The organism is Paramagnetospirillum magnetotacticum MS-1 (assembly GCF_000829825.1).
Classification (GTDB): domain Bacteria; phylum Pseudomonadota; class Alphaproteobacteria; order Rhodospirillales; family Magnetospirillaceae; genus Phaeospirillum; species Phaeospirillum magnetotacticum.
The window spans coordinates 587,485-605,451 of the sequence record NZ_JXSL01000030.1; the positions used below are offsets into that span (position 1 = coordinate 587,485).

General features: G+C 65.0%; 15 protein-coding genes. 1 reads left to right on the forward strand and 14 read right to left on the reverse strand.

Features of this window, described 5'->3' with window-relative positions; genetic code table 11:
* Positions 1-57: 57 nt before the first annotated feature.
* The 3 genes from CCC_RS15340 to CCC_RS15350 form a co-directional block, all read right to left on the reverse strand.
* A complete protein-coding gene (locus CCC_RS15340) occupies positions 58-381 on the reverse strand; it encodes a YbaB/EbfC family nucleoid-associated protein (RefSeq protein WP_009870478.1) in 324 nt (107 codons plus the stop codon).
* Entirely contained in the window at positions 378-2,171 is a 1,794-nt protein-coding gene (locus CCC_RS15345; protein WP_009870479.1) for a DNA polymerase III subunit gamma/tau, read from the reverse strand. Before CCC_RS15345 ends, CCC_RS15340 begins: the two co-directional genes overlap by 4 nt.
* A 61-nt stretch (positions 2,172-2,232) precedes the next feature.
* The gene (locus tag CCC_RS15350) at positions 2,233-3,249 is read right to left on the reverse strand and encodes a TAXI family TRAP transporter solute-binding subunit (RefSeq protein ID WP_236686399.1); all 1,017 of its coding nucleotides are present in this window, start codon (positions 3,247-3,249) and stop codon (positions 2,233-2,235) included.
* A 169-nt stretch (positions 3,250-3,418) separates the two neighbouring features.
* Between CCC_RS15350 and CCC_RS15355 the strand changes: the two genes are divergently transcribed.
* Positions 3,419-4,450 carry a hypothetical protein gene (locus CCC_RS15355; RefSeq protein WP_082036681.1) on the forward strand — a complete coding sequence of 344 codons (1,032 nt, stop codon included), beginning with the start codon at positions 3,419-3,421 and terminating at the stop codon, positions 4,448-4,450.
* Positions 4,451-4,516: 66 nt separating this feature from the next.
* On the opposite strand, the gene CCC_RS15360 is transcribed toward CCC_RS15355, so the two are convergent.
* The 11 genes from CCC_RS15360 to CCC_RS22835 form a co-directional block, all read right to left on the reverse strand.
* Positions 4,517-4,888 carry a response regulator gene (locus CCC_RS15360; protein WP_009870482.1) on the reverse strand — a complete coding sequence of 124 codons (372 nt, stop codon included), beginning with the start codon at positions 4,886-4,888 and terminating at the stop codon, positions 4,517-4,519.
* Positions 4,889-4,908: 20 nt separating this feature from the next.
* Positions 4,909-8,013, reverse strand: a complete 3,105-nt coding sequence (locus CCC_RS15365; RefSeq protein ID WP_009870483.1) for an EAL domain-containing protein — start codon at positions 8,011-8,013, stop codon at positions 4,909-4,911.
* Between the two features lie 58 nt (positions 8,014-8,071).
* Positions 8,072-9,313, reverse strand: coding sequence for a NupC/NupG family nucleoside CNT transporter (locus CCC_RS15370; protein ID WP_009870484.1), 1,242 nt, complete (start codon positions 9,311-9,313; stop codon positions 8,072-8,074).
* A gap of 19 nt (positions 9,314-9,332) precedes the next feature.
* On the reverse strand, positions 9,333-10,433 hold the full coding sequence (locus CCC_RS15375; protein ID WP_009870485.1) for a hypothetical protein: 1,101 nt from the start codon (positions 10,431-10,433) through the stop codon (positions 9,333-9,335).
* A gap of 41 nt (positions 10,434-10,474) precedes the next feature.
* Complete coding sequence (locus CCC_RS15380) at positions 10,475-11,395, reverse strand: SAM-dependent methyltransferase (protein ID WP_009870486.1); 921 nt, start codon at positions 11,393-11,395, stop codon at positions 10,475-10,477.
* Positions 11,392-12,261 carry a lysophospholipid acyltransferase family protein gene (locus CCC_RS15385; protein ID WP_009870487.1) on the reverse strand — a complete coding sequence of 290 codons (870 nt, stop codon included), beginning with the start codon at positions 12,259-12,261 and terminating at the stop codon, positions 11,392-11,394. The genes CCC_RS15380 and CCC_RS15385 overlap by 4 nt, the downstream gene beginning before the upstream one ends.
* Positions 12,258-13,235 (reverse strand): tetraacyldisaccharide 4'-kinase, encoded by a 978-nt coding sequence (lpxK, locus tag CCC_RS15390; RefSeq protein ID WP_041042012.1) that lies wholly within the window; start codon positions 13,233-13,235, stop codon positions 12,258-12,260. Before lpxK ends, CCC_RS15385 begins: the two co-directional genes overlap by 4 nt.
* Positions 13,222-14,496, reverse strand: a complete 1,275-nt coding sequence (locus CCC_RS15395; protein WP_009870489.1) for a 3-deoxy-D-manno-octulosonic acid transferase — start codon at positions 14,494-14,496, stop codon at positions 13,222-13,224. The genes lpxK and CCC_RS15395 overlap by 14 nt, the downstream gene beginning before the upstream one ends.
* Positions 14,493-15,203: a lysophospholipid acyltransferase family protein gene (locus CCC_RS15400; RefSeq protein WP_009870490.1), complete on the reverse strand. Its 711-nt coding sequence runs from the start codon at positions 15,201-15,203 to the stop codon at positions 14,493-14,495. The genes CCC_RS15395 and CCC_RS15400 overlap by 4 nt, the downstream gene beginning before the upstream one ends.
* An 18-nt stretch (positions 15,204-15,221) precedes the next feature.
* On the reverse strand, positions 15,222-17,006 hold the full coding sequence (gene msbA / locus CCC_RS15405; protein ID WP_041042014.1) for a lipid A export permease/ATP-binding protein MsbA: 1,785 nt from the start codon (positions 17,004-17,006) through the stop codon (positions 15,222-15,224).
* A gap of 210 nt (positions 17,007-17,216) precedes the next feature.
* Positions 17,217-17,966: a cytochrome c1 gene (locus tag CCC_RS22835; RefSeq protein WP_322097228.1), complete on the reverse strand. Its 750-nt coding sequence runs from the start codon at positions 17,964-17,966 to the stop codon at positions 17,217-17,219.
* Position 17,967 lies beyond the last annotated feature (1 nt).

Sequence of the window (17,967 nt, forward strand, 5' to 3'; positions counted from 1 at the left end):
CCGCCCGGCGATTGAGGGGCGAAGGGCGAACCAAATTCCGGTTCGCCCCGACAACAATCAGAACGGCAGCTTGAAGCCGGGCGGCAGGTTCAGCCCGCCGGTCATCTTGGCCATTTCCTCGGCCATGGCGGTCTCGGCCTTGGTCTTGGCGTCGTTGAAGGCGGCCAGCAGCAGGTCTTCCAGCACTTCCACGTCATTGGGGTCCACCAGGGACGGGTCGATCTTGACCTTCTTCAACTCGTATTTGCCGTTCAGCGTCACCTGCAGCATTCCCGCCCCAGCCGAGCCGGTCACTTCCATCTCGGCCATGGTGGCCTGCATCTCGGCCATCTTGGACTGCATCTGCTGGGCCTGCTTCATCAGGTTGCCAAGGTTCTTCATAGGTCTTCCTCTCCAGGGAGCATTTCGTCGTCCGGGATGTTTTCCGGGTCCTCGATGGGCGGAGCCTCGGGCAGGTCCTCGGCTCCCAGATCGCGCACCGCCTCGATGGTGGCGCCGGGGAAGGCGGCCAGCACCGCCTTGACCAGGGGATGTTCGGCGGCATCGGCGCGGCGGCGCAGTTCGGCGTTGGCCTCCTGCTCGGCCAGGGTCGGCTGGGCCGGATCGGTGGAATTGACCGAGACCGTCCAGCGCCGCCCCGTCCATTCCGACAGCATCCGCGCCACCTTGGGCGCAAGGTCCGAGCCGACACTGCTGTTCTGGCGCCATTCGATGCGGCCGGGGGCAAAGGACACCGGATTGACTTGGGTGCGCAGTTGCACGGCGATCAGCCCTTCGCGGCGCTCGGAGAACAGCGCCACCATGGCCGCGAAATCGGCGGGCATGGCAGGCAGGACCACCGTCTCGGCCATGGGCGCGGGCTGAAGTTTCAGCGCGGTGGCGGGGCCATGCACCGGGCCGCCGCCCACATGATGGACAGAGACCGCATCGGCGCCACCACCGCCGCCAAAGCCGGATCCGCCCCCTCCCCCACCAGGGCCGCGCGGTGCGGGCGGCGGCGGGGGATTGGCGCGCAACTGCTCAACCAGTTCGGCCGGAGTGGGCAGTTCGGCGGCATAGGCCAGCCGCACCACCGCCATCTCGGCGGCCTGCAAGGGATTGGGGGCATTGCGGGTCTCAGTCAGCCCCTTCAACAGCATCTGCCAAGCCCGCGTCAGAGCGGCCAGAGACAGGGTCTTGGCCATCTCGGCGCCCTTGACCCGCTCGGTCTCGGGCGCGCCCAACTGGTCGGCGGCGTCGGGCGTCACCTTGAGCCGCGTCAGCCAGTGGACCAGTTCCAGCATGTCTTGCAACACCACCGCCGGATCGGCGCCAGCGGCATACTGATCGGTGATCTGGTCCAGTGCCGTGGGCACGTCGCCCTTCATGACGGCATCGAGAAGATCGAAGACGCGGGCCCGGTCGGCCAGACCCAGCATGTCGCGCACCTGGGTCTCGGTGACCGCCCCGGCGCCGTGGCTGATGGCCTGATCCAGCAGCGACAACCCGTCGCGCACCGAGCCGTCGGCGGCGCGCGCGATCAGCTTCAAGGCTGCCGGTTCGATCTCCGCGCCTTCCTTGGCGGCGATGGCCTCGAAATGCCGGGACAGCACCTCCATCTCCACCCGGCGCAGGTCGAAACGCTGGCAGCGCGACAGGACGGTGACGGGGATCTTGCGGATCTCGGTGGTGGCGAAGATGAATTTCACGTGTTCCGGCGGTTCCTCCAGCGTCTTCAGCAGGGCGTTGAACGCCGCCGTGGACAGCATGTGAACTTCGTCGATGATATAGACCTTGAAGCGCGCCGAAGTGGGGCGATAGCGCACGCCCTCGATGATCTCGCGGATGTCGTTGACGCCGGTACGGCTGGCGGCATCCATCTCCAGGATGTCCACATGGCGATCCTCGGCGATGGCGCGGCAATGCTCGCAGACACCGCAAGGATCGATGGTGGGGCCGCCCTTGCCATCGGTGCCGACACAGTTCAGCGCGCGGGCGATGATGCGGGCGGTGGTGGTCTTGCCCACCCCGCGCACGCCGGTCAGCACGAAGGCATGGGCCAGGCGCCCGGTCTTGATGGCGTTTGACAGGGTGCGGACCATGGCCTCCTGCCCGATCAGACCGGCAAAGTCGGTCGGCCGGTATTTGCGGGCCAGGACGCGATAGGGCGTGGGGGCGGGGGTCTCGCTCATGGGGGCCAAGATAGTACGGGCAATCGAATCATGCCAGAGCCGCCGTGGAACGGCGCCGATATCAGTTGGTCACGCCGGCGTCGAAATAATAGGCCGAGGCGCCGCCATGCAACTGGATGCCCAGCTTGTCCAGACCCGCGGCCGAGAGGTTGACCAGCTTGCCGCGCGGATGGCTTTCGGTCAGCAGCTTCTGGGTACTGGGATGCCAGAGGGCGCGGGTGACGCCATAGATCAGGTCGTTGGGCTGTTCGGCCCCGGTGACCATGACGACGCCCACATCCAGGGTCTTCACATCCGAACTGGTGCCGCGATAGCTGTCGGCGGGGATGGTCGAGGCGGAAAAGAAAGGATAGGTCGCCCGCATCTTGTCCACTTCCGGCCCGGCCAGGGGGACCAGCACGATGTCGGAGCGCTGGGCCAGCTCGGCGATGATGGGCACGGGCAATCCGTCCACCACCAGCATGGCGTCCAACTGGCCAGCGGCGATGGCGTCGGCGGCGGGACCGGGTTTGAGGAAGCTTTGCTTGATCTGGCTCTCATTCATGCCGAAGGCGGTAAGCAGCAGGCGGCCATGGACCAGTTCGCCAGAATCCTTGTCGCCCAGCGAGACCCGCTTGCCCCGCAGATCCTTGACCGAATGGATCTTGGAATCCTTGCGGGCCACCAGATGGAGGCTTTCGGGATAAAGCAAGGCGATGGCCCGCAGATTCTGCACCGCGCCCCGGCCCTTGTAGATGCCGGTGCCATGATAGGCCCAATAGGCGATATCGGCCTGGACCAGGGCGGCGTCGAGGCGCTTGGCCGCGATGGCCTCGATATTGGCGATGGCGCCCCCGGTGGACTTGGCCACGGCGACCATGCCCGGCACCCCGCACGAGCCCCCCTTGTCGCATTCGCGCGAGCCTGGGGGATTGCTGATGGCATTGGCGATCAGGCCACCGAAGGCAAAGCGGGTTTCCCCCGTCGGGCCGGTGCCGATCTGGAAAAAGCGGATATCCTGCGCCGCCGCCAGTCCAGCGCCGAAGCACAACAGCAAAGCCGCGATCAGGACGGAACGGTGTGGCTTTCTGGCAGGCACGGCAGCTTTCCCCCCATGGAAACGACGCATCGGGCGATGAGGATACATGACAAATATGATAAAATCCTCATGTAAGTGACGCATTCCGTCGGATTTGGATTCATGTTCCCCATTGCGCATGGCGGCAAAGCAGGCACAATGGCCGTTCGGGATGGGGACCGAGAGTATCATGGCTGACGACGACGGACTTAAACCAATCAATGACAGCGACATGGATTCCATGTTCGTTTTGCCGCTGTCGATCATCCCGCTTCAGACCCCGGCCTTGCAAAGCGCCAAGCTGATCAAGAACGTGCGGCTGCGCAGCGCCGTCGAGCTGTTTTCCGACGTCCAGACCGGTTCAGGCCAGGTGGATGTGGAATCGCTGCCCGCCATGTTCGGCTGGCCGACCGAGCAGATCCACCCCGACCTCGGCATCCTGCGCCGCCTGGCGCTGCTGCCCAGCTACGATGTCTATTCCTTGCGCATCTCCTTGCGTGAGCATGGCATCCCGGTGAACGATTACGCGGCGCTCAAGCTGTCGCCGGAGAAGGCGGCGGAACTGACCCGCTACATGATCATGTTCACCCGCCCGCTGATGAAGATGATCTATTCGGGCGAGGATGTGCATATCGACAGCTATGACGATCTGCTGAAGCTGTTCCGCGACCCCGATATCAAGAAGGCGCGCCAGCGCCTGGAAACCATGGCGCAAAGCCTCAACATCGATATCTTCGACGTGCCGCGCTTCCTCGAAGATTACGGCGACACCTTCATGTCGCTGTCTTATTTCCGCCACTGCCTCGACCGGCTGGAGCCCTATTTCACCGCCAGCGTCCAGGCACTGGCGCCCATCCGCTCTCACTTCCAGTTGAAGCAGAACGTCAATCTGATGAAGACCTGCGACATGGTCGAGGAGGTGATCAACTCGATCTCCGCCTCCATTTCAGGCCGGCTGGAAGTGTTCGACAAGCGCACCCGCGAAATGTGGGAGAACATCTCCCAGGACGAATTCCGCTCGGTGAAGGGAATGATCGAGCGCTATCACGTCACCATCGGCGCGGCGTTGTGCGGCCTGACCGTGAAGATGAGTTCCTTCGCCAAGATGTTCCCCCGCCCCAATTCGGGCGGCCCCATCAAGCGCGCAGACTTCATCATGAGCGAGATGGTTCAGGGTATCGATCTGATCAAGGACGTGGAAAAGCAGTTCACCGCCCAGTGATCCGGCCGGGATGGCCGCGCCCCACGGAAGATCATGCCTCAGAGCGCGGGCATCCTGCCCGCCTTCTCACTGCCCGCCGCAATAGCGCGCCACTTCGTCCAGCAGCTTGCGGATGGAAATGGGCTTGGTGATGACTTGGTTGAAGCCCTCTTCCAAAAAGCCCGCCACGGAATCGGGATCGGCGAAGGCGGTCACCGCCACCACCGGCACATCCTTGGTGCGGTCATCGGCGCGAAGCTGCTTTAAGAGATCGATGCCCGAATATTTGGGCAGCTGGATATCCATCAAGATGACGCCCGCTCCGCTGCCGGCAGTCAAATCGACCAAGCCGTCCCCGTCCGACGACTTGACGGTGGTATAGCCCGCGATGGTCAGCGCCTGTTCCAGGAGCTTCATATTCATCGCGTTGTCTTCAACAACGACGACGGTACCGGTCATGCCCCGATCCTCTCAGTCATTCAACTTTGCCCTGCCCGTAGTACCGTAGCCTTCTCCGGGCCGCGTGGGCAGTAACTTTTGGCGAATTCGGCAAAATCGGCAACCGGCATCGGCCGCCCGATCATATAGCCCTGAATCTCGTCGCAGCCGTGGCGGGCCAGCAAGGAGGCCTGAGACTCGGTCTCGACGCCCTCGGCGATGGTCTTGAGCGACAGCGAATGGGCCAGTGAAATGATGGCGTTGACCAGGACGCGGCCATCCTCGTCCTGGTCAAGATCGCGCACGAAGGCGCGATCGATCTTCACGGTATCAACCGGGAATCGCTTGAGATAGGCCAGGGATGAATAGCCGGTGCCGAAATCGTCGATGGACAGCGTGACGCCCAGCTTGGCGAGAGAGCGCAGCAGCTTCAGCGTGCCCTCGCCATCGGTCATCAGCATGCTCTCGGTCAGTTCCAGGTCCAGATCCCCGGGGCTGACCCCGGATTCCGCGATACAGTCGGCGACGATGTCGGCCAGATCGGCCTCGCGGAACTGGCGACCGGAAATGTTGACGCCCAGGCGCAGCCCGGTCAGCCCCAGATCGTTCCAGCGGCGCAGCTGATCGCAGGCCTGATGCAGCACCCAGGTGCCCAAGGGAACGATCAGGCCGGTTTCCTCGGCCACGGGAATGAATTTGTCCGGCGTGATGATGCCCAGTTCGGGGTGGCGCCAGCGGATCAGGGCCTCGGCCCCGATCAGGGCATAGTCGGAAAGGCGGACCTGGGGCTGGTAGAACAGTTCGAACTGGCCCGAGCGCAGCGCATCCTTGACCGATCGCTCCAGGGTCATGCGCTCCGTCACCGCGAAGGACATGGCCGCGTCGAAGAAGCCCATGCGCAGATCGGTGCGCCGCTTGACGTTGTGCAGGGCCATCTCGGCATTGCGCAAAAGCTCCTGCGCGTCGTCGCCATCCCTGGGAAAGACCGATACGCCCATATCCACCGGCACCACCATCTCGGTGCCGTGAATGGTGTAGGGCTTGTTGAGGATGTCGTGGATCTGGGTCACCTGGGCGGTGATCTCGGCCATCTCGGACGTCTGGGGGACCACCACGGCGAATTCGTCGCCAGCCAGCCGCGCCGCCGTTCCGCCCGCCCCCACCGCCTGGGCCAGACGCCGGGCCGTCTCGCGCAGCAGGGAATTGCCCACGTCGTGGCCCATGGAATCATTGATGGTGGTAAAGCCGTCCAAATCGACGGTGATGATGGCCACCAGCAGACCCGCACTGCGCGCCATGGCGACAGCCTGGCCCAGCCGGTCGGTCAGCAAGGAGCGGTTGGGCAGGTCGGTGAGCGGATCGTGATTGGCCAGATAGGCGACACGCTGGGCCAACTGCTTGTTTTCGGTGAGATCACGGATGGTGCCGGTGAACAGGCGGCGCTTTTCCACCCGCAATTCCGAGATGGACAGGTGAACGGGAAACAATGACCCGTCCTTGCGCTTGCCCATCACCTCGCGGCCAATGCCGATGATGGCGCCGATTCCGGTGCTGAGATAGTTCTTGATATAGCCGTCATGGTGGCCCGCATCGGGCTCGGGCATCAGGATCGAGACATTGGCCCCGATCAGCTCCGACAGGGAGTGCCCGAAAATGCGCTCCACCGACAGATTGGCGTTCAGGATGGTCCCGTCCTCGTCGATGGTCACGATACCGTCCAGAACCGTATCCATGATGGCACGGATACGGTGTTCGCGCGCCGCCACCGCCCGCATGGCGGCCGTCACCTCGGTGGTATCGCGCCCCACCAGCAGCGTGGCGTTGCGGGCCTCGCGCCGGAGCGGCACCGCCGACACTTCCACGTCTCTAACCCGGCCAGCGAAGGTCACCACCTTGACCGGCAGGGGATGGCCCTCCTCATAGAGAGTGTCGAGACCGCCCTCGAAGATGGCGCGGTAGTCAGGATGGATGAACTCGGAGAAATGCTTGCCCTCACAGGCCGAGACCGAGGGCGCCCGCAGCATGCCGAGACCGGCGGCGTTGATGCGTTCGATGATTCCATCGACACAGACACAGATCAGGTCGGGCGACAGTTCCACCAGATCGCGATACGAGGCCTGGTCCTTGAGCAGCGCCGATTCCAGCATGGAAACATCGGTGATGCGGTCCAGCAGCTTCAGGATCTGGCTGCCGGAATTGAGAATGGCCTCGGCATATTCCCGGTAACCCGCCTGGGCGAGCGGACCCAGCATCTCGGTGGAGATCAGCTCGGCAAAGCCGATGACGTCGTTCAAGGGGGTGCGGATGTCGCGGCTCATGCGCCCCATGAACTCGGTCTTGGCGCGGTTGGCGAAATCGGCCTCTTCCTTGGCCTCGGCCAGGGTAGCGGCATTGGCGCGCTCGCCCGTGATATCGCGCGAGAAGATGGCGAAACGGTGTTCGCCCGCCTCGACCCCCGCCACGGCCAACAGGCGGTTGGCGAACCAATGGATACCGTCGGTATCTTCGAACTGGACGGTCCGCCCGCTTTCCAAGGCCTCAGCCAGGAACGAACGGCGGTGTTCGGCCAGGGTCAGGGGCAGCAGGTCGAAGATGGATTGGCCGATCACCGCGTCGGGAGGCGCGTTCAGATACTGCTCGGCCTCCGTGTTCAGTGTCAGGATATGCCCCTCGGCATCCAGCAGCATGGCGATATCGTGGCTGGCGTCCAGAAGAGCCTGGGAGGTGCGGTGCGACGCCTCCAGCGCCGCCTGGCCCTCCTGGCGCTCGATGGCGTGGCGGATGACGCGCGGCAACAGGGTAAGGCCCGCATCGGATTTGACCACATAATCCTGGGCCCCGGCCCGGATGGCCTCCTGAGCCACCCTTTCGTCGTCCAGGCTGGTCAGCACCACCAAGGCCTTGTCGGGCGCCCAGGACTTCAGCCGCAGTACAGATTCGATCCCGGAGGCATCGGGCAAGCCGAGATCAGAAAGAATGCAATCGAAAGCGCTGAAGGGCGCGTCCTTCAAGGACTCGCCCAACGAGGATCGACACGACACCTTCCAGTTGGGCTGGGCATCGGCCAATTCGATCTCGATCAACCTCTGGTCGCCAGGGTTGTCCTCGATAATCAACAGTCGCAGATGGTCGGAGCCCGAACTCATGATAGATCGACCATGCAACATCCCGGGCCTATTGTAAACAATCCGCGAATGGCCCGGATCACAGCAGCAGCCCCACCATGCTTCCGGTGAGGCAACTGGCCATCGTACCCGCAATGATTGAGCGCCCGCCCAGGCCGACGATCTCTGCGCGGCGCTCGGGCGCCATCACCGACAATCCTGCGATCAGGATGCCCAGCGAGCCCAGATTGGCGAAGCCGCACAGGCCATAGGTCATGATCAGCCTGGATCGCGGCGACAAGGCCTCGGGCGGCAGATGCGCCAGATCGAGGAAGGCCAGAAGCTCGTTCAGCACCGTCTTGGTCCCCATCAAGGCGCCCGCCGTCACCATCTCGGCCGCGGGAATTCCCATGGCCCAGGCCACCGGAGCCATGACCCAGCCCAGACCCCGCTGCAGGGTGACCGGCGCGCCCGCCACGTCAGGCAGCAGGCCGAGACCGGCATTGGCCAAGCTGACCAGGGCGACCAGGACCACCAGCATGGCGACAATGCCCACCAGCAGGCGGACGCCGTCCATGGTTCCCTGGACGACGGCATCCATGGACCCGGCATATCCGTGGCCGTCGCCCAGTTGTCCCGCCCCGGTCATGGCGCGATCGGGCACCATGACCCGGCCGATCATCAGCCCCGCGGGCACCGAGATCAGCGAGGCGGTGAGCAGATGGCCGATGGCGTCCGGAATGACGCCCTCCAGGAAGGTGGCGTAAAGCACCATCACCGTCCCGGCGATGGTGGACATGCCCGCCGTCATCACCAGGAACAGCTCGCCCCGCGACAGCTTGCCCACATAGGGACGGATCAGGAGCGGCGCCTCGATCATGCCGAGGAAGGCGGTGGCCGAGGCCGACACGCCGACTGCGCCGCCCACCCCCATGGATGCTTCCAGCAGACGCGAGGCGGCCCGCACCACCACCGGCAGAATGCGCCAATGATAGAGCAGGGCCGATAGCGCGCTCATCAGCAGAACCAGGGGCAAGGCCTGGAAGGCAAGGATGAAGCCCGAGGCCGGATTGGCGGCAGTCCAGGGCGCGGGCCCGCCACCCACATAGCCGAAGACAAAGCTGGTCCCCGCCCGCGTGGCGGTCTGCAACGCATCCACCGCCCGGTCGAGGCCAAGGAACAGCAGCTTGGCGGCGGGAACCTTGAGCAGCAGAAGGGCCAGGCTCAGTTGCACGGCCAGACCTGCGGCGACCACCCGCCAGGACACGGCGCGGCGGTCCTCGGACAGCAGAAGGGCCAGCCCCACCAGACCTAAGATGCCGATGAGTCCCTGGCCCGTCATGCCAATACGCCGACCGGTCTCAATGCCGTTTGGCCAGCCATTCGTCCACGGCGGGCACCATGGCCTTGATGGACAGACCGAAGGCCAGCATCAGCTTGTCCTTCTCCTGGGTCATGTGCAGCAGGTTGTCCACCACCTTGCGCAGGATATCCTTGGCGAAGGCGGGAATGGCCAGGATTTCCTCGGCACGGGGGCCGAACCCGGTTTTGAGCGAATGCACCATCACCTCGACCTTGTCGATGTTGAGGCGCTGAATCTCCTGCAGATTCTCGGCGGCGATATAGCACAGCATGTCGCCGAAGATCTTGGCCACCGACTTGTCCAGGGCGGCACAGACATTGAAGAAAGCCTGGTCACGGGCAAAGAAGGTCCAGGCGTGATCGCCCAGCGTCTTCCTGAAGAACTCGAACATATCGCGGTTCCACACCGAGATGCCGCCGATGGCCTGTGGGCGCTCGGCGAGAACGGCACCGAAATCAGAACCGACGGCGGCTTTGACCTTCTTCAGCTTGTCGGGCTCGAACTTGGCCACCGCCTCGATATGGGCCGCGGTGGGCAGGGCCACGATATCCTCGCCGATCTCGATGATCTGGGGATAGCTGAGCTTGCTCCGGTAGACCTCCAGCAACGGCAATTGCCAGCCGAAGGCGATATAGCGCGACAATTCGCGCACCTTGCGTTCCTCGACCGGATCCACCGCCTGACGCTCCACCTGTTCGGTCTTCTTGATCAGGCCGAACATGCTTTTCGTCGTCACGGTCTCGGTGATGGTCTCCATGGGCTTGTCGGCCTCGAAGATCTTCTTGGCGCAGGTCCGAACCAGCAATTGCTGGATCTGGCCCAGGCTGATTCCGCAAACCAGGGGGGTGCTTTCGTCGCGGACCGGGTCCTTGCCTTCCTTGGCGCGGACGATGTCGTCGACCATGTCGCGCTTGGCCTGGAAGGTCTTGATGAAAAACTGGAGAATGTCAGGGTCCGAGATCACCTGTTGGTAGGTGACGGCAGGCTCCACCAGACCGGCCTGCTGGAAGGTGGCCAGCACCTTCTTCAGCCCCTCGATGACGCCCTTCTTGGTCTCGGTATCGATCTCCACCGGAGGTGGAAGCTTGGCGACGGACATGAGGCGGTAGGTCCTGGTAAATGTTCCCCGGACCTACTGGTTTACTCCGAAGGGTATAGGGAGGCAAGCCGCATCCAGGTCAACTCGTGCTTGTTGTGGGCCAGATGCATAAGCCGCGAGCCGGGAATGGCGGCAAAGGCCCGCGCCGTCTCGTGGTCGGTTTCACCCTGGAATTTAAGGGTGCATATGAAATTACGCGCCAGCCCGCTTTCCAGCCAGCGCTCCACCAGCCGCAACAGCCGCTCGGGGTAGCAGATGACGTCCGAGCACAGCCAGTCCACCCTGCCGATCTCGGCGGGCTCCAGACCGAAGGCGCTGCCCTGGCGGTAGTCCACATTGGGCATGGCGGCCACATTGGGGGCCAGCGGCGCTTTGTCCACGCTGATCACCCTTGCCCCGGTGGCGGCCAGAACCCAGGTCCAGCCCCCCGGACAGGCGCCGAGATCGATGCAGGTCTGACCCGGACCGGGCATTTCTCCGGCCAGGGTCAAGGCCTCCCACAGCTTGAGATAGGCGCGGCTGGGCGGCGTCTCGCGATCCTCGACGAAGGCGGCCTCGCCATTGGGAAAGGGGCTGGAGCATTGGGCCGAGGCCAGGATATGGCCCTCGTCGATCCAGGTGAACGAGCCCAGAGGAGCGGCGGGCGCGGCCGTGCCGAAGACCAGCGGCCTGGCCGAGACCTTGGGCAGCTTCTCGGCCAGAAGGGCGGTACGGCGGTGCAGATGGAACTCGTAGGGCCACCAGTTGCGTTGGATGGATTTCAGCGCCTTGGCCGCCTCGCCGATGGAGGCCACCTCCAACATCCGGGGCTCGGCCCAGATATTCTGCGCCCAAGCGGCGGGCTTAGGCGGGCCGGGCGACAGCATCAGGCGGCCGTATTCGGCGGTAACTTCGCCCAGTTCGGCCCGCAGATCGTCCTCGAACCCGGCGGCGGCCAGATAGGCGGTGAATTCGCCGCTCATTCCGGCCAACGCCGGTGGACCCACAGCCACTGGTCGGGCCGCTCGCGGATCCACTCCTCCAGCAGGGCATTGATGCGGACCAGAAGCAGGCGGTTATCCTCGTGATTGTCGCTGGTATGGGGGAAGTCCATGGGGGCATAGACCGTGACCCGGAAATGGGCGCCGCCCAGCCTTTCCACCCTTGCAGGCACCAGCGGGCATTTGAACTTGGTGGCGAAGGCCGCCTGGGCCGGGGCGGTCATGGCATCGCGGCCGAAGAAAGGAACGGGCACCCCGTCATTCATCTTCTGATCCACCAGCATGCCGAGATGGCCGCCCTTCTTCAGGGTGATCAGCGCCTGACGCGCCCCTTCAGGCCCTTTCTGGATCATGGTGGTGGCGACGCTCGCCCGGCCCTTGCGGTAGAGCTCCTCCACATAAGGATTGTTGGCGGCGCGATAGACCAGATGCAGCGGCAGGCCGTGAAGCGCCGCCACGGCGCCGTTGATCTCCCAATTGCCCACATGGCCCGAAATGAAGATGCCCGGCCGCCCGTCATCGCGCAGCAGGTCGATATATTCCGTGCCGACCAGTTCCACCCTTTGGGTGGCGATCTGGTGCAGGTGGGGGAACTCGCCCGCCACCCGGCCGATATTGTCCCACATGGCGCGGATGATGGCCTTGATCTCGGCATCGCTCTTCTCGGGGAAGGCGGATTTGAGATTCTTGCGCGCCGTGCGGTTGACACCGCCCAGCAGCGGCCCGATCGAGCGGCCCAGCCAGCCGCCCAGACCCGAGGCGGCGTCCAGGGGAAGTGCCGCGAACAGCGCCCAAATGGCCCGCGCCCCCAGGGCTTCCAGGCGCTGGCGCAGTTCCTTTTTCGTCATGCCCGCACTCCGATTCGATCGAACAGGGGTGTTAGCAAAGACGGGTCCTCCCAGTCCAGCGATACGCTCAGAACCGACACACGGGCGCGCAGATCGGCGGGCAGGCGCACCCGGTCCTTGGCGGTGGTGACCAGAAGGGCCTCGTTGGACTCGGCCTCGGCCAGCAGAGCCTCGATATCGGCGCGGGCGAAGGGGTGGTGGTCGGGGAAGGAATGATCGGCGGTCAGCCGCGCCCCGCACTGCTTTAGGGAAGCGAAGAACTTTTCCGGCCGCCCGATTCCGGCGAAGGCCACCACTTTGCGGCCCTTCAACTCGGCGCCCTCGGCGCCGGGCACCAGACGGGCCGCCAGCAACGGGATATCGTGGGCGCGGGCCAGTTCCGCCAGCCCCCGGCGATCCTTGCCGATCACCACCATGGCGTCGGCGCGGGCCAGCCCCTGATCGGGCGGCTCGCGGCACGGCCCGGCCGGCATGGTGCGGCCATTGCCGAAGCCGTAACTGCCATCGACGACCACCAGCGACAGGTCCTTGGCGATGGAGCCGTTCTGGAAGCCGTCATCCATGATGATCACCTCGGCCCCCATCTCGGCGGCGGCCACGGCCCCATCGGGCCGCCAGCGCGCCACCCAGGTGGGCGCTTCACGGGCCAGCAGAAGGGCCTCGTCACCAACGCGTGCGAAGTCGTGGCGGTCGAGATCCACGGCGCGCGGCCCCACCTCGGTGCCGCCATAGCCCCGCGTCAGGAAATGCGGCTTGACCCCGGCAGTGATCAGGCGCCGGGCCAGGGCGATACCCACCGGCGTCTTGCCTGCTCCGCCCGCCACGATATTGCCGACGCAAATCACCGGAATGGCGGGACGGTATTCCTCGGCCCGCTCCAGGCGGTGGCGCACCACCCAGCCGTAGACCGAGCCCAGGGGGGACAACAGGCGGGAAACCGCATTATCCCTGCGCCAGAAGTCAGGAGCGCGCATGACCGGCCTCCAAGGGGGCCAGGTAGGGCGCCAGGGCGTCTTCCACCTGATCAAGCACCCCCGCTTCGCCATCGGCCCAAGCCTTGGCAGCCGCACCCGCCGCCTGCAAGCCTTGGACGTCGGCCAGCAGGGCGCGCAGGGTCACGGCCAGTTCACCCTCGTCCCTGACCCGCAAGGCGGCCCCTGCTGCCAGCATGGAGGGCGCCATGTCGGGGAAATTGTCCATCAGGGGACCGAACAGCACGGCGGCGCCGAGAAGGGCGGGCTCGAACGGATTCTGCCCGCCGCCGACGCACAGGCTCTTGCCTACGAAGACCGGCCCGCCCAGGCGGTAGAACAGGCCCAGCTCCCCCATGGTGTCGGCCACATAGACCGCCGTTTCCGGCGTGATGGCCTCGCCCGCCGAGCGCAATGATACGGTCAGACCCTGGGCCCGCAACTCGTCCGCCACCTCCTTGCCCCGCGTATGATGGCGGGGCGCGATGATGGTCAGCAGGCCGGAAAGCCCCAAGACGGCATGGACCCGCCCGGCAAGGGCCTCCTCGCCCGGATGGGTGCTGGCCGCCAGCCACAGGGGCCGTCCGGCGATCTGGTCCTTCACCCGCTCCAGCGCCGCTTGGTCGCAAGGCAGGGGCGCCACCGCGTATTTAAGATTGCCCAGGCAGCGCACCTCGCGCGCGCCCAGGGCCCGCAGCCGTCCGGCGTCGGATTCGGTCTGGGCCAGGCACAGCGCGAAACCCGACAGCATCTTATGGATGAAGCCGGGAACCTTCTTCCAGGCGGCGAAGGATTTGGCCGACATGCGGCCCTGGATCAGCACCTGGGGAATGCCGCGATGGCGGGTCTCGGCCAGCAGATTGGGCCAGAATTCCGATTCCGCCCACAGGGCCAGATCGGGCCGCCAGTGATTGAGGAAGGCCCGCACATAGGCGATGCGGTCCACCGGTACGTATTGATGCACCGCGCCCTTGGGCAGGCGCTCGGCCAGCAGGCGTGCCGAGGTGACGGTGCCCGTGGTCATCAGTACCGAGAGGCCACGAGCGATCAACCGCTCCACCAGGGGCAGCATGGACAGGGCCTCGCCCACCGAGGCGCCATGCATCCACACCAACGGCCCCATGGGCCGCGCGCTTCCGGGATGGCCCAGGCGCTCGGGAAAGCGCACGCCGTCTTCCTTGCCGCGCTCCTTGCGCCGCTCCAGATAGGCGGAAATCAGCGGCCCGCCCATGGTGGTGAGGCCCCGGTACAGGCGGTAGATCATGCCGCCCCCTCGGCCGTGTCCGGCTCCGGCGTTTCTTGGCCCATCCTGGCATCGGCGTCGCGGGTGATGGCGTTGAGGCTGTCCTCCACCGCCTGGCGCGCCGCCTCCATGGCCGCCTCGTCGGCATCCTTGGGCACAACGATGGGATCGCCCCAGACAAAGACGCCCCGAGAGAACGGCCAGGCCACGGCAAAACGGTCCCAACTACCCAGCAAGGTGCGGCGGCTTGTGGCGAAGGTGGCGGGCAGGATGGGAACACCCGCCAGTTTCGCCACCGCCACGATACCGTCGCTGGCCCGCATGCGCGGCCCCTTGGGGCCGTCGGGGGTGATGCCGACGCATTGACCGGATTTGAGGAATTTCAGCATGGAGCGCAGCGCCGCGCTGCCGCCCCGCGTGGTCGAGCCCTGCACGGTGTCGATGCCGAAATGCGACACGGTGCGCGCGATCAGTTGGCCGTCGCGGTGCTGGCTGATCAGCATGTGGATGGGAACGCTTGGCCGCCACGACTTGGGCATCATCAGGATGCGGCCATGCCAGAAGGCCAGGATGAAAGGCTTTCCCTGGTCCCACAGCGCCTGGGCATGGCCGCCATTGACCACGCTCCAGCGGCCCGTGAGATAGACCAAGCGGATGTAGAGCGAGCCCAGCCAGCACAGCAGCCCGCGCAAGCCCTCGCTCTTTCCGATGCGCTTGGCCCAGCTCATCGTATAGGGCCCATGGGCTCAGCCTCCGGTGACCTTGGTGGCTTCCTCGGCGAACTGCATGGCATAGAGACGGGCATAGGTTCCGTCCCTGGCGATGAGCGCGTTGTGGTCGCCTGATTCGATCACCCTGCCCTTGTCCAGCACATGGATCAGGTCGGCATTGACCACGGTGGACAGACGGTGGGCGATGACGATGGTGGTGCGGCCCCGCATCAGCAGTTCCAGGGCGGTCTGCACCTGACGCTCGGATTCGGTGTCGAGCGCGCTGGTGGCTTCGTCCAGCAGCAAGATGGGGGCGTTCTTCAGCATGGCGCGCGCGATGGCCAGACGCTGGCGCTGACCGCCCGACAGGTTCAGGCCGCGCTCGCCCACCAGAGTGTCGTAGCCTTCGGGCAGGCTGACGATGAAGTCATGGGCGGCGGCCGAACGGGCGGCGGCCTCGATCTCCTCGTCGGTGGCGCCAAAGCGGCCATAGGCGATATTGGCCCGAATCGTATCGTCGAACAGGGTGATCTCCTGGCTGACCAGGGCGATCTTGGAGCGCAGGGACGCCAGACTGACGCCGCGCACATCCTGGCCGTCCACCAGGACATGGCCGTCGGTGACATCGTAGAAGCGGGGCAGCAGGTTCAGCACCGTGGACTTGCCCGCCCCCGACGGCCCTACCAGGGCCACGGTCTTGCCGCCCGGCACGGCCAGATCGATGCCGTCCAGCACCGCCTTGGCGCCGTCATAGGTGAAGAACACGCCCTCGAAGCTGACATTGCCCTCCAGCACCACCAGATCGGGAGCGCCGTCTTTTTCGAAGATGGTGGGCTGGGTGTCGAGCACCGAGAAGGTGCGGGCCGCCGCCGCCAGACCTTCCTGCAGATTGGTGTTCATGGCGGCCAGAGACTTGATGGGGCGATAGGCCAGCATCAGGGCGGTGATGAACGAGAAGAAGGCGCCGGGCGTGGTTTCGCCCTCCACCACCCGCGTGCCGCCATAGAGGATCACCACGGTGATGGCGATGCCCCCCAGCAGTTCCATGATGGGCGAGGAGGCGGAGCGCACACGGGCCGCCTTGTAGATCAGGTCCTGAAGCATCTCCACCAGGGCGCCGACCTTGCGCTTCTCGTAGTCCTCCATGCCATAGGCCTTGACCACCCTGATGCCCTGGACCGCCTGCTCCAGATAGGTGGTGAGCTGGCCCATATGCTCCTGGGTGTTGGCGGTCACCTTGCGCATGCGCCGGCCCAGCTTGCGGATGGGCAGAATGGCGATGGGGAAGATGAAGAAGGTCCAGGCCGACAGCCGCCAGTCCTGATAGAACATGGCGCCGATCAGGAAGATCACCGACGAGGCATCCTTGCCCGCCCCGGTCAGGGCGTCGGACACCGCGAAACGCATCTGCGAGATGTCGTTGGTCAGCCGCGACAGGATGCGCCCGGTGGAATTGGCATGAAAGAAGGCGATGTCGAGCCGCATCAGATGGGCGAAGAGACGCGCCTGCATATCGGCGATGACCCTGAGGCCCACCTTGGACAGGAACACCGCCTCGCCGTAATTGCACACGGACTTGACGGCAAAGGTGGCCAGAACGGCCGCCGCCAGGGGGACCAGGAATTCGGGCCGCTTCTCGGTGAAGATCTTGTTGACCACCGGGTCCATGAGCAGGGCATAGCCCGCATTGGCGGCGGCGCCCACCACCATGCAGAACACCGCTGCCGTGACCTTGCCCATATAGGGGCGCATGCCCTCGTTGAACAGGCGGCGCACCAGCACCCAGGTGGAATGATCGAAGGAAATCTTCTGCTTGCTCAACGGATTGACGACCCCTGTCCGCACATGCGGGCGGACCATATCACGCCCGCCCGCGCCATCCAAACGAAACGGCGGCCATTGCGGCCGCGGCCAAGCGAGCGGAGCGAACGCTGAGGCCGAGGGGCAAACAAACGAAACGGCCGCCGTTGTTGCCAACGGCGGCCGTCCCTTCGCTTATGGATATGCCACGTCAGGTGCGGGCCAGCCCCCTCAGTGCACGTCCTTCCAGATCTGACGCTTCAGCGCGTAGAGCAGGGCGGTCAGCAGGGTCAGGAACACCATCACCTTGACGCCCATGGACTTGCGGGCGTTCAACTCGGGCTCGGCGGCCCAGTTGAGGAAGGTCACGATGTCGTAGGCCACCTGCTCCTTGGTCGCCTTGGTGCCGTCGGCATAAGAGACGATGTCGTCCATGATGGGCGCCGGCATGCTGATGGCGTTGCCGGGGAAGTAGTGGTTGAAGAACTTGCCCTCGGGGATCGGATGACCCTCGGGAGCGGCGTCCTCATACCCCAGCAGCAGCGAGTAGACGTAGTAGGGACCGTTGTTGCGGGCCTTGTTCATCAGCGAAAGATCGGGCGGCGCGGCGCCGCCATTGGCCGCAGCGGCGGCCTTTTCGTTGGCGAACGGCGGCACGATCTTGTCCGACGCGCGGGCGGGACGGTTGACCACCACGCCTTCGTCGTTGGGCTGATCCGGGACTTCCTTCTCGGCCGCGAAGGCCTTGATCTCGTCCGCGGTGAAGCCGATATCGGCCAGGCTGCGATAGGCGACCAGCTTCATGGAGTGGCAATTGGAGCACACGTCATGAAACACCTGCCAGCCGCGCTTCAGCGCCGCCTGATCATGCTTGCCAAACAAGCCTTCCCAGGAAAAGGCAGTGGCGGGCTTCTTCAGCTCGGGACCAGCGGTGTTGGCGCTGGCCTCGGAGCCGAAACCGGCCAGACCGACCATCAGCATA